Origin of the sequence: Sphaerochaeta sp. S2 (assembly GCF_016406725.1) — a bacterium.
Lineage (GTDB): Bacteria > Spirochaetota > Spirochaetia > Sphaerochaetales > Sphaerochaetaceae > Sphaerochaeta.
On record NZ_JAEKNT010000075.1, the window covers coordinates 1 to 11546 of the forward strand.

General features: G+C 47.4%; 12 protein-coding genes and 1 pseudogene. 8 read left to right on the top strand and 5 right to left on the bottom strand.

Features of this window, described 5'->3' with window-relative positions:
• The 8 genes and pseudogenes from JF818_RS01920 to JF818_RS01955 all read left to right on the top strand — a co-directional run.
• Positions 1-213 (top strand): annotated as a pseudogene (locus JF818_RS01920) (heme ABC transporter ATP-binding protein); the annotation flags it as partial.
• A complete protein-coding gene (locus JF818_RS01925) occupies positions 210-1331 on the top strand; it encodes an ABC transporter permease (RefSeq protein ID WP_198890308.1) in 1122 nt (373 codons plus the stop codon). The pseudogene JF818_RS01920 and the gene JF818_RS01925, both read left to right, overlap by 4 nt.
• A gap of 1 nt (position 1332) precedes the next feature.
• Positions 1333-2265 carry an ABC transporter permease gene (locus JF818_RS01930; protein WP_198890309.1) on the top strand — a complete coding sequence of 311 codons (933 nt, stop codon included), beginning with the start codon at positions 1333-1335 and terminating at the stop codon, positions 2263-2265.
• Between the two features lie 18 nt (positions 2266-2283).
• On the top strand, positions 2284-3114 hold the full coding sequence (locus JF818_RS01935) for a purine-nucleoside phosphorylase (protein WP_198890310.1): 831 nt from the start codon (positions 2284-2286) through the stop codon (positions 3112-3114).
• Positions 3111-3575: a cupin domain-containing protein gene (locus JF818_RS01940; protein ID WP_198890311.1), complete on the top strand. Its 465-nt coding sequence runs from the start codon at positions 3111-3113 to the stop codon at positions 3573-3575. Before JF818_RS01935 ends, JF818_RS01940 begins: the two co-directional genes overlap by 4 nt.
• Positions 3575-4276, top strand: a complete 702-nt coding sequence (locus tag JF818_RS01945; RefSeq protein WP_198890312.1) for an SDR family NAD(P)-dependent oxidoreductase — start codon at positions 3575-3577, stop codon at positions 4274-4276. The genes JF818_RS01940 and JF818_RS01945 overlap by 1 nt, the downstream gene beginning before the upstream one ends.
• A 2-nt stretch (positions 4277-4278) precedes the next feature.
• The gene (locus tag JF818_RS01950; protein WP_198890313.1) at positions 4279-4998 is read left to right on the top strand and encodes a metallophosphoesterase; all 720 of its coding nucleotides are present in this window, start codon (positions 4279-4281) and stop codon (positions 4996-4998) included.
• Positions 4979-5896 carry a transcriptional regulator gene (locus JF818_RS01955; RefSeq protein WP_233065450.1) on the top strand — a complete coding sequence of 306 codons (918 nt, stop codon included), beginning with the start codon at positions 4979-4981 and terminating at the stop codon, positions 5894-5896. Before JF818_RS01950 ends, JF818_RS01955 begins: the two co-directional genes overlap by 20 nt.
• 41 nt (positions 5897-5937) lie before the next feature.
• On the opposite strand, the gene JF818_RS01960 is transcribed toward JF818_RS01955, so the two are convergent.
• The 5 genes from JF818_RS01960 to JF818_RS01980 all read right to left on the bottom strand — a co-directional run bounded on the left by JF818_RS01960 (position 5938) and on the right by JF818_RS01980 (position 11477).
• Complete coding sequence (locus JF818_RS01960) at positions 5938-6528, bottom strand: flavodoxin family protein (protein ID WP_198890314.1); 591 nt, start codon at positions 6526-6528, stop codon at positions 5938-5940.
• Between the two features lie 70 nt (positions 6529-6598).
• On the bottom strand, positions 6599-7378 hold the full coding sequence (locus tag JF818_RS01965; RefSeq protein ID WP_198890315.1) for an ABC transporter ATP-binding protein: 780 nt from the start codon (positions 7376-7378) through the stop codon (positions 6599-6601).
• 59 nt (positions 7379-7437) lie between these two features.
• On the bottom strand, positions 7438-8208 hold the full coding sequence (locus JF818_RS01970) for a FadR/GntR family transcriptional regulator (RefSeq protein WP_233065470.1): 771 nt from the start codon (positions 8206-8208) through the stop codon (positions 7438-7440).
• Between the two features lie 251 nt (positions 8209-8459).
• The gene (locus tag JF818_RS01975; RefSeq protein WP_198890316.1) at positions 8460-10604 is read right to left on the bottom strand and encodes an HAD-IIB family hydrolase; all 2145 of its coding nucleotides are present in this window, start codon (positions 10602-10604) and stop codon (positions 8460-8462) included.
• Positions 10605-10736: 132 nt separating this feature from the next.
• Entirely contained in the window at positions 10737-11477 is a 741-nt protein-coding gene (locus JF818_RS01980; RefSeq protein WP_198890317.1) for a FadR/GntR family transcriptional regulator, read from the bottom strand.
• Between the last annotated feature and the right edge of the window lie 69 nt (positions 11478-11546).

Below are 11546 nucleotides of genomic sequence, written 5' to 3' on the forward strand. Positions count from 1 at the left end.
GGGATGTGTATAAGAGGCAGGGAAGCACACCGTGATAAGGGCCATGCAGTATTGCTGGTTTCCTTTGAGTTGGATGAAATCTTCAACCTCTCCGATAGGATTGCTGTCATGAATAGTGGGGAGTTGATTGATATTGTGAAAACCTCAGAGACAAATGAGGATGAGGTCGGCTTGATGATGGCCGGCGTTAAGCGAAAGGAAGGTGAACAATGAAATCATTGAAAAAACGAGTACTGCATAGCAACGCCTTCCTCGTCGCAGTCAGTGCAGTGGTCCTTGGTCTCATTGCCGGTGCCATTCTTATGGCTTCAATCGGCAGCAATCCCTTTGCAGGGTTTTGGTACTTGTTCCGTGGAAGTCTGATGAATATTGAGAGAATTGGAAACACCTTGGCAACAGCAACTACCTTGATGTTGGTAGGTCTTTCTGTTGCTTTTGCTTTCAGGACAGGACTATTCAACATTGGTGCAAGTGGACAGATGTTGGTCGGTGGCCTCTGTGCAACGATTGTTGCCCATAAGGTGTTTCTTCCCCGTCCACTCTTCTTGGCTGTATTGATCGGAGCGGCCTTGGCTGGGGGAGCAATCTGGGGAGTTATTCCTGGATTCCTTAAAGCCAAGTTCAACGTGCATGAAGTTGTTGCTACCATTATGATGAACTGGATTGCCTACTGGTCGGTCTATTACTTTGTTCCTGCCTATCTCAAGGGACCCTCCCTGGAGACTGAGAGCGCCAGTATTGCAGTTTCCCAATCCCTCAGAACAGAGTGGTTGACCAACCTATTCAATGGATCGTATATGAACCTTGGTTTCTTCATAGCGATTATCTCAGTGATCCTGATCAAGTTCATCCTGGACAAGACAACGCTGGGATTCAGTCTGAAAGCGGTTGGTGCCAACCGTTTCTGTGCTGAGTATGCAGGTATCAAGGTGAACCGAAATGTGGTAATCTCCATGATGATCGCAGGTGGGCTGGCAGGTTTGGCTGGGCTCTCCTTCTATACAGGGTATTCAAGGAATATGCAGATTGGAGTCATGCCTTCCCAAGGTTTTGATGGAATTGCCGTAGCGCTTTTGGGTGCAAGCAATCCACTGGGAGTATTCTTCAGTGCACTGTTCTTTGGAATCCTGCAATCTGGAAAAGGATTCATGAATGCCATGACCAGTGTTCCACCAGAGATTGCCGATACCATCATTGCTGTAATCATCTACTTTACGGCAACCAGTGTATTGTTCAAGCGTTTCTGGGATGCAGTGTTTAAAAGACGAAATAACAGGATCAATCCCCAAGAGGAACCTGTGGTAACGACACCTGAGAAGGAGGACAAGTAATATGTGGGATACCTTGGTAAGTATTTTTCCGTATGCAATCGCCTATACGATTCCCATGTTGATGACCTCCCTTGGGGGTTTGTACAGTGAACGAAGCGGTGTCACCAACCTTGGGCTGGAAGGCTTGATGTTGGTTGGGTACTTTGCAAGTGCCATTACGATCAAGATGAGTGAAGCAACCTTGGGGATCAATGCACTCCCTGTAGGATTGCTTGTCGGTGTTGCCGCTGGTGCAATCTTCAGTCTTCTCCATGCGTTTGCCTCGATCAACCTGAAGGCTGACCAAGTAATCAGTGGAACAGCAATCAATATGTTGGCAGCTGCCCTCACCGTATATCTTGCCAGAACCATCAGTGGAAGCGGAAACGTCCGTATCATGATGGGTATCGTTCGTGAGAATATCCCGTTCCTTTCCAAGATACCGATCATCGGACCTCTCTTCTTCAGTCAGTCCTACTGGACCACATGGGTCTGTCTGATCATCTGGGGACTTTCGTGGATCCTGTTGTACAAGACCAGCTTTGGCCTTCGTCTCCGTGCTTGTGGAGAGCACCCCTCTGCAGTTGCTTCAGCTGGAATCAATGTACATAAGATGCGCTACTTCGGCGTTGCCATGAGTGGTGCTCTTGCAGGATTGGGAGGGTCGGTCATCTTGATAACCTACTCAGGTGAGTTCAATGGTACGGTTGCCGGTCTCGGCTTTCTCTCCATTGCTGCCTTGATCTTTGGACAGTGGAAACCGTTGGGTATTCTTGGTGCAACATTCTTTTTTGGAATTGCAACAACAATTGCCAATGTCAGCCAGGTCATTCCATCCTTGCAGGTGATTCCTCCTGTCTTCTTCAAGATTTTCCCGTATGTAGCCACCTTGCTGGCTTTAGTGCTATTCTCGAAAAATTCCGCTGCTCCGAAGGCAAGTGGAGAACCGTTCTAATAGTCTCAGGAGGACTGTATGGATACTTTAATGGATAAAATGCAGGAAGCTGCAATGTATATCACCTCTCGTATCGGGGATGAACCCGTTTCAATTGGTATGGTTTTGGGTAGTGGGCTTGGAGGGTTGGCTGATGAGCTGGAGGATGCTGTTGCCATATCCTATAAGGATATACCCCATTTTCCTGTCTCCACAGTGTATGGCCATAAAGGTCGCTTGGTTGCTGGTATGCTGGAAGGTAAGCGTGTGTTATGCATGCAGGGTCGCTTTCACTACTATGAAGGGTATGGTATGGACCAGGTGGTCTTTCCCATCCAGGTGATGCATGCCCTCGGTATTGAACAGCTCTTGGTAACCAATGCTGCCGGTGGAGTGAATGAATCCTACAAGCCGGGCGATTTGATGCTGATCAGTGACCACATCAAATTGATTGCCGACAGTCCCATGCGTGGGCCCAACTATGAGAGCCTTGGGGAACGATTCTTTGATATGACCAATGCCTATGACAAGCAGTTGTGTTCCTTGGCAAGGGAGGAAGCGAAAAAACAAGCTATTTCCTTGCAGGAAGGGGTCTATATGTTCTTTGCCGGGCCATCGTATGAGACTCCTGCAGAGATCCGTGCAGCAAGGACGCTCGGGGCTGATGCAGTGGGAATGTCCACGGTACCTGAAGCAATTGCTGCAAGCCATATGCGTATGAAGGTGCTGGGGATCAGTTGCATCACCAATATGGCATCAGGAATTCTGGACCAGCCGCTGAGTCATACCGAGGTCATGGAGACAGGAGACCAGGTGAAGGAAGCCTTTACTTCTCTGGTTCGCAGTGTAACAAAGGTCTGGCCTGTATGAAGAGCCAGACACTGATAGAGCAATTGGGTCTGGAGCCTCTTTCAGGGGAAGGTGGATTCTTTAAGCGGGTTCACTCTTTCATGGAGCAGGACCGTTTGCTTGGCAGTGTCATCTACTATCTGGTCACCGAAGAAAACTACTCCTCGCTCCACTATCTCTCCACTGATGAGGTATGGTTTTTTCTCGAGGGTGATCCCTTGGAGCAGCTGGTACTCAAGAGTGATGGTAGTCATGAACTACGTCTGTTGGGACCAGCTAGTGAGGGAAGCCAACCTCTCTCCATAATACAGGGAGGGTGTTGGCAGGGAACGAGACTCAAAGGAAATCATGGTTGGGCTTTATGTGCCACTACCATGTGTCCTTCCTTTGAGCAGAGTATTTACAAGCAAGGTACTGTAGAACTGGAGGGTAAGTATCCACAGTGTCCTGATATAAGAAGATTCTTAGCGAAGGAGGAGTGATGCGCAGTATTCTAGTAAGCGGAGGAACCAGTACCTTGGGCAGGGCAATCTGTGAACGATTTGTCAAGGCAGGGGAGCGGGTGTACTGCGGTTATGCATCAAACAGGGAAACCGCTGATGAATTGGCAGCTTCCTATGGATCATCCTTGATCCCTCTCCATCTCGATATTCAGGATGCAGGAAGTATTGCTTCATCACTCCAGGAACTGGAAGGACTTGACGTTTTGGTGAACAACAGTGGGGTGTTTTCTGTTTTCACCCCAACCGAGTTGTTGGAATCTGAGTGGCAGCGAATCTTTGACATCAATGTAACAGGTCTATTCAGGCTGACCCAGCAGTGTATCCCGTTACTCAGGGAAAGAAAGGGGAGTATTGTCAATATTGCAAGTATCAATGCACTTCATCCTGGGTTTGGTGGTACGAGCCATTATGATGCATCAAAAGGGGCGGTAGTTGCATACACGAAAAGTCTGGCAAAGGAACTGGGGCCATCGATCCGTGTAAATGCGGTAGCTCCAGGGTTGTTGAAGGCCCCTTATCTTGATGATGCAAATCCATTGAAACAACACTATGAAGAGCGCTCCTTGCTCCACTCACTGGTAGATCCAGGAGAGGTGGCGAAGGTGGTGCAATTATTGTCTGACTGCAGTGCAATGACCGGTGAACTGGTCGGCGTTGACTGCGGATATCTCATGGGGTGAGTATGAAAATACTGTGTATTTCAGATGAGACAGACCCCTTGGTATACTCCAAGAATATTTCCAGCCGATATGGAGATGTCGATATTGTGATCTCAGCAGGCGATCTCCCTCTCAAATATTATGAGTTCATTATCTCGAGCCTGAACAAGCCCCTTTTCTTTGTGTTTGGGAACCATAATCTCGAGTATCTGCATCAATTCGTTGAACAGTCGCCCCTTCTCTCGCAGTATGGCTACAACAAGGATGGAAAGGTACAAACCTTGCCTCCTTTTGGTGGTGGGGATTTTGCAGACGGTAAGGTGTTGTATGACAAGAAGCATGGTCTGATCATTGCTGGTCTTGGTGGGGCCATGCGCTACAATAAGGGGGCACACCAATACTCTGAGCGTGAGATGTTTTTCAGGATGGTGAAAATGGTACCGAAACTATTGTTCAACCGTTTGTTCAGGGGAAGGTGGGTCGATATTCTGCTCACCCATGCAGCACCCCTTGGCCTTGGCGATGATACTGATCGTTGTCACCAAGGGTTTTCCACTTTTTTGACTTTCATGCAATGGTTCAAGCCTAGGTACTTGCTTCATGGTCATATTCATCTGCATGATATGAATGCCAACAGACATCATGTGTACAAACAGACCAAGGTCATCAATATCTTTCAGAACTATATACTGGATGACCCTGCACTAGGAAAGGGGAAAGAAGATGGTAAAAATGGGCGTTGATCTGAGTTCCCAGACAAATGAGGACTTTGAAAAAGCTCGTTCCAGAGGAAGAATGCAATCTTTGCTCAGCAGCTTGGCATGGAAAAATTCAGATCTCTTGAGTTTTTATGCGGTAACCGAGTTGTTGAAACCCAAGAATGAGACGTATCGGGGAATGAGAACCATTCCTGTAAATCAGATAATTGGAAGCGAAGGAAGATATCAGGACTTTTCCATGGCTTTCTATCCGAAGAAGGAACTGCTCAGGTCCCGATGGAGAAGTATTGACCGAGCAACAAAGGAATATGTAATCCTTCCCCCCATCTCTGTCTATAAACTTGGAAAATGGTACTTTGTGCGGGATGGAAACCATCGTGTCTCGGTTGCAAAGACCCAAGGTGTGGAATTCATCGATGCAGAGGTTGTTGAACTGGACAGCCAGATTCCCTTGGAAGCTGGACTGACCATGAAGGGCTTGCGCAAGCGGGTGGTTGATTATGAGAGAGAGCGGTTCATCTCCCAGTACAATACGACCTATCTCCCGATGGATGAGATTCTCTTCACCTCTCCTGGGTCCTACCCGGAGATGGTTAATCATATCCTCGTCCATAAATACTACCTCAATGAGGGAAAGGAAGAGGAAATCAGCTTTGAAGAAGGAGCTAAATCCTGGTATGAGAATGTCTACCGTCCTATTGTTGAGGAAGTACAACAGGCACGATTGCTTGCATCATTTCCCGGGAATACCGAGGCTGACCTGTATATGTGGATCGTGCGTCACTGGGATAACCTCAAGCATATGAGTGGTAGCCAAGAGGTGAGCATAGAGAGTGCAACCCACGACTATAAGACCCGTTATGGACGGGGCCGATTAGTACGCTGGGTTAATTGGATTCGATACTTCTTCTCCAAGGATTAAAGAAGAGAGGGAAGCATTTCTGCTTCCCTCAACTCGATTTCTTACTCTTGTATGTAGGCACTGAGCGTGTCAGCGTACACCTCCATCTCCTTGCCAAGACGATCGCTTGGGCGAATGGCTCCTTCCTTTCCTGCAAGGTGGACGATTCCTGAAACTGGCTGGTCACAGAAATCCAGTTCGTCATGCACCCCAAACGGGATATGGAGCATTCCCATTGACTGTGCCCAATAGATCATGGCTGTAAGGGTATGTGCACCTTCACAGGTTGAGTTTGAGCAACTGGTGAAGCAGGCAAAGAACTTTGTTTCCAGGCTCTTGTCCTTGCTTAGGGAGAGCGTAGTATCCAGGAAGGTCTTCATCTCTGCTGAAATATTTCCAAATCTTGTCGGGCTGCCTAGAATGATCATATCACTCTTGAGCAGAGTCGATGTGCTGACAATAGGAAGAGCGAGAATATCTTCGTAGTAGTCGTTGGTAGTCTCTTGTGTATTTGCCCAGATGTGCAAATCAGGGTCATCAACTCGGTAGAGGCGTGCATCGACATTTCGTTCAGCCATGAGTTCCTTCAGATAGGACCCGATAATATAACAATTGCCACTTACGCTATGAATAATGATGGAACAACGCTTCATGTGTAAACCTCACTTGTTTTGTTCTTACCCTAACTATACTACACAAAGCCCTGTTCGTGGGAAAAATGGTTCAACACCAGGCAGTGTAGAGGCCGTTGCGCTCATCAACAAAGACGTTTGCTCCATATACATCTGAGAGCAATTCCTCTCTCAGAATATCTTTCTTTTCTCCATCTGCAACGATCTTTCCCTCTTTCATGACCACGATTCTCCTGATTGCAGGGATGATCTCGCTCAACTCATGAGTTGCCAGGATGATGGTCTTGCCTGCCTGGTCGAGGGCTTCAAGTGTCTCCCTGTATTGATGACGGCTGGGAAAGTCCAGGTTTGAGACGGCCTCATCAAGTAGCATCACCTGGGGGTCATGTACGCTTGCACGACAGAGAAGAATCCTTCTTGCCTCTCCGCTGGAGAGTCGATTCATCTGTTTGTCCTTCAGATGCCATACGCCATAACGACGCATCACAGCTTCTACGATATCAATCTGTTCCTGGGTGATCTGGTGGTGAAAATCAAGTCCGATGGAACTGAAAAAACCAGATATGGCTATTTCCCAAGCCCGATAGGTAGAATTACACAGATACTGGATTGTTTGGCTTACAATGCCCATATGCTGGCGTAGTTGAAGGACCTGCCATCGTTCTCTTCCAAAAAGGATTCGCCTTGTCTGCTCACTGTACAGCGGATGGATCTCTTCACTGATAACCTGCACCAAGGTGCTTTTTCCTGCACCATTTGGTCCTATGATGGCCACGTGTTCGTTACTGAACACAGAGAATGAGACATCATCCAGAATCGGGGTTCCCTGCCTTCGTACAGTGGCATGTTCAAGGCGTATGATCTCTTCCATAAAAAATCCTCCACGGCGACTATAGCACAGTGGAGGTGTTTTGCCAAAGACGAGGATACCTATGCGTAGGAGGCGATTGCATCTTCATCAGGGTAGTGGTCCATGACCTTCTTCTCCAGGGTGGTCAGTGTTACCAGTACCAAAGCCACAGCCAGATCTGTCTGCCCATTCTGGAGAGCTTCACAAAGATACGTGTAATCCTTTGAGCGCTTCTCCATCTGTGATGGGGTGAATTTGATCGAGGTCATGGCAGTGTCAAGCATGGGTGAGAGATTGCTGTAGATGGTGGAGAGAATCTGGTTCCCGTTTGCGTAGACAAGGGTACGGTGAAACTCTGCTTCAGCATTGTTGAAGTTCTTCAACGCCTGTGCATCCTTGTGGAGTATTGAGGGTACTGCTGCTTCCATCCTATGGCTTGCACTCCACAGCTGAGCCAGATACTCCTCCCTGTTTTCCAGACGTGTAAACTCTCTTGCTGCACTGGTGGCAACGGTAATCCTTACCTGCATCAGGTTGCGCATCAGCTTTGCATGACTGATCTTGCTGTTGACGATTGATGTGGATATTGACTCCACGTATTGGTTGAGACTGTTGCTTCTTACCTGGGCTCTCCGCCCCTGCATAATAACCACCAAGCCCTTTGCTTCAAGAAGTTTTAGAGCCTCCCTGATTGGTCGGCTTGAAGTGTTGAACTTTTGGGCAAGCATCTGTTGGGAAGGGAGGAACGAGCCACTTTTGATTCGTTTATCAAGAATCATCTCTTCCAAGGCGGCAGCAACTCTTGCTGTCTTTGTCTGGGCTATATATTCCATTTCGACTTCCTTATCCATGTTGTAAGTATGAAAGATGTCATACGTACTAAGTTATAACTTGGGTTTACTATACAGTAATCTGTAATTGTTTGCAATACCTATATATCAATTATTTTATTGATGACATTAGTTGAATTTACTTATTTCTATTTCCTGTTAAATCATAAACATAAGACATAAGATTGAGAAAGTTGTTACGCACCTTTAACATACACATGTAAGAAGGTCCTTCCAAAGAAGGACCTTCTTATACGGGAAAATGCGTAGAATTACTCTTCAATAACCTTGAAATGGTACAATCCTTCCAATACTCCTGCTGCCGAATTCTTTGTGGCAAAAAACACACGTTTTGACTTTCTGACAGTGTTTAACGATTCCTCGTGGTTTGCCACAATGATCGATCTGAGAGGATTGGAGAACATATCACGATCGTTCCCGGAGTCTCCGGCTGTAAGAACTCGATTGGCTTCGATTCCCCACTTCCAAGCCAGGTAGTGGATGGCATCCCCCTTGCTTGCTCGGTAGGGAAGGATATCTAGATAGGTATCATGGCTGAGCACAAGATGTTGCATACTCCTTGCCACTGTCAGGGCCGTCCTGATTCTCTCCATCAAGCTGGGGATCTCACTGCCTTTCTTGATATTGTAGCTGATCTTGTACCTTCGCTGCGTTCCTTCCTCTTCCTGGATCTCAAGTTCAGGGAATGTGGCGAGAACTTCCCTGATTACCTCTGGTTTCCATCTTCTACGGATGTAGTGTGACCAACCTTTGTCCGGGATATCCTTCGAGCCGTAGTGGATCTCGCTGCCGACTGCGGTGATCAAGATATCCGGTGTAGGGAATGAGTAGCTTTTGAGGATCTCTTGTGCTGACTCAAAACTTCTCCCGGTGGCAATGGCAAATCCAATGCGGTCATGATGCTCGTTAAGGACTTTTGCCAGCTCATCGGCTGCAGCCTTGTCTCCGGTCAACGTGTTGTCGATATCGCAGACCAGAAGGTGTTCGATCGATCCCATCCTGGTTGCAAGGGCAGGTTGTTTCTTCTTGTTCTTGAGAACTGTCTTGAGATGGCTGAGGTAGGTGTCGGCATGTGCTGTCCAGTTGTATACCTGTCGGATGCGCTGTACGCCGTTCTCTGAGAGCTTCTGCCACTGCTCCGTGTCAGTCAGCAGGTTATAGAGAATCTCCTCAATTGCCTTCCTGTTGGAGATGTCGACCAGGATACCGCTTTCGCAGTTCTCGTATATATCTCTCACTCCACCCTTGTCTGTCCCGACATAGGGAAGTCCTACCGCCGAGGCCTCAATAAAGGTAAGTCCAAAATTCTCAAGAGCGGCGGTGCTTACAAAAATTCCCCGTTTCATTGCAGCCAAGCGATAGATTTCCGGTACATCCCGCTGGGGATTATGGTGTTTGGGAATCGCCATCTTTCCATAGAGGTCGTAACGGTCCATGAGCAACAACATGTCTGTGAGAACCTGTTTCTCTCCTTCCTCCATCTTGGTGATATCGTCTCTGATACCGGCAACAATAACCAGGTTTGCAATTGCCTGCAGTTCCTTGCTTTTGCCGTAGACATCAATCAACAGGTCAATGTTCTTTCTTGCCTCAGGCCTGCAAAGGGCAAGGATAAAGGGCTTGTCCATATTGGTGAGGAAGCGTTGTAGTTCCTTTACCATGGAGTATTGGGCAAGCTTCATCTCCTCAGTGATGGATGGGTCCTGGATCTCATAATGGTAATAGGGGAAGAATGTATCCAGATCGAGACCTGGGGGGATAACTTCCATCTTGGAGAGATCTTGTGATTCATAGGGCTTATAGAGCACATTCTTCTCGTAATTGGTACTTGTAATGACCAAGGAGGCATGACGCATTGTCCTCTCTTCCTGCTCAATACGGGTGTGGATATGATAGTACTGGTTGAGCTTATCCTCACTCACTCCTTGGCTCTGGAGATACTCAAGCTTGTTGCGTCCCATTGAGTGGCCGGTAAAGACCAGCGGTATCTGGAAGTAGGCAGCCAATTCCGTTGCTACATAACCAGCATCGGCATAGTGGGCGTGGATGATGTCCGGGGTTCTCTTTTGTGTACGGAAAAAGGAGATCAGGTTGTCTACATACTCATCCAGATATGGCCATAGAAGTTCTTTTCGGAGGTATTTTGTCCCTCCGCATGTAAGGCGGACGATACGCGCATGTTCACCTATCTGCTCAATGCTCTTTCGGTAATCCTCATTGGTTCTGGAGTCCTTGATCAGACGGGTGAACAGGTCCACCTCTACATCCTCTCTTGAAGAGAGTTCCTTGACAAGGTCGACGACATACCGGGTTTGTCCACCAGTGTCGGCATCTCTTCCCATTTCAATATCGTCGCTGCGAACAAGTCCATGTACGTTAATTAATGCTATATACATATGCACCTCTGAGTAATTTTTTCATATATAATGATATGTGTCAAATTACAAATCAAACAAGGTTTTAACTACAAAAAAACTGCCGTTCTGCAGGGTTGCAAGCACGACAGTTTTCCATATGTTCCAATGCCTCTACAGGTCCAACGTCTCAAACTTGTCCTTGATATTGGTAAGGTTAACCAAGGTCAAGGCAACAGCAAGGTCAGTCTGACCATTCTCAAGAGCATCCACCAGGTAGCGGTACTCATTCACTTTTTTACGTTGTTCACTGTAGGTCTCCGGAAGTCTATCCAAGGCGGAGTAGAGTTGGGGAGCCAGGTTCTCATAAATACTGCTGAGGATGATGTTGTCGTTCGACTTGATCAGTGCAGCATGAAAATCGAATTCAGTAGATTTGAACTGTTTCAGCAGCTCTGGGTCCTTTCCTCCCTCCAGACTTGGCAACAGATGCTCCATGCGGGTGCATGCTCTGTCGAGTGAACGTACGATGAGCATACGGTTTGGATCGCGGCTCAGCTCTCTCGTTGCAGAAACCTCAATGGTGGTTCTTACCTGCATCAGGTCAGTGAGGAGTTTCTTATCAGGGGTATGCTTGTTCATCATGGAGGCAGATAGTGACTCCACAAATTGGTCGAGGCTATTGCTCTGCACTACTGCTTTCTTGCCTTGGCGTACTTTTATCAAGCCTTTTGCTTCAAGATTCTTGAAGGCTTCTCGTACGCTTCTGCTCGAGGCATTGAATTGGTCGGCCAGCTCATGCTGGCTTGGCAGGTTTTCTCCTGCTTGGTACTTTTTCGAGAGAATCTCTTCCTCAAGCTTGTTGGCGATCGTTGTAGATTTCGTCTCTTGTCCTGACATTGGATTGCCGTTCATACTCTTGCTTCCTTGTTGCAAACGTTTTGCGATGTACAGTTTTAAGGATACTTCGTGCAATGCACGAAG

Excerpts from the sequence above, each read along its gene's own strand:
- JF818_RS01945 (WP_198890312.1), top strand. The coding sequence starts at position 3,575 with ATGCGCAGTATTCTAGTAAGCGGAGGAACCAGTACCTTGGGCAGGGCA.
- JF818_RS01950 (WP_198890313.1), top strand. The coding sequence starts at position 4,279 with ATGAAAATACTGTGTATTTCAGATGAGACAGACCCCTTGGTATACTCC.
- JF818_RS01940 (WP_198890311.1), top strand. The coding sequence starts at position 3,111 with ATGAAGAGCCAGACACTGATAGAGCAATTGGGTCTGGAGCCTCTTTCA.
- JF818_RS01975 (WP_198890316.1), bottom strand. The coding sequence starts at position 10,604 with ATGTATATAGCATTAATTAACGTACATGGACTTGTTCGCAGCGACGAT.
- JF818_RS01925 (WP_198890308.1), top strand. The coding sequence starts at position 210 with ATGAAATCATTGAAAAAACGAGTACTGCATAGCAACGCCTTCCTCGTC.
- JF818_RS01970 (WP_233065470.1), bottom strand. The coding sequence starts at position 8,208 with ATGGATAAGGAAGTCGAAATGGAATATATAGCCCAGACAAAGACAGCA.
- JF818_RS01960 (WP_198890314.1), bottom strand. The coding sequence starts at position 6,528 with ATGAAGCGTTGTTCCATCATTATTCATAGCGTAAGTGGCAATTGTTAT.
- JF818_RS01935 (WP_198890310.1), top strand. The coding sequence starts at position 2,284 with ATGGATACTTTAATGGATAAAATGCAGGAAGCTGCAATGTATATCACC.
- JF818_RS01980 (WP_198890317.1), bottom strand. The coding sequence starts at position 11,477 with ATGAACGGCAATCCAATGTCAGGACAAGAGACGAAATCTACAACGATC.
- JF818_RS01965 (WP_198890315.1), bottom strand. The coding sequence starts at position 7,378 with ATGGAAGAGATCATACGCCTTGAACATGCCACTGTACGAAGGCAGGGA.
- JF818_RS01930 (WP_198890309.1), top strand. The coding sequence starts at position 1,333 with ATGTGGGATACCTTGGTAAGTATTTTTCCGTATGCAATCGCCTATACG.
- JF818_RS01955 (WP_233065450.1), top strand. The coding sequence starts at position 4,979 with ATGGTAAAAATGGGCGTTGATCTGAGTTCCCAGACAAATGAGGACTTT.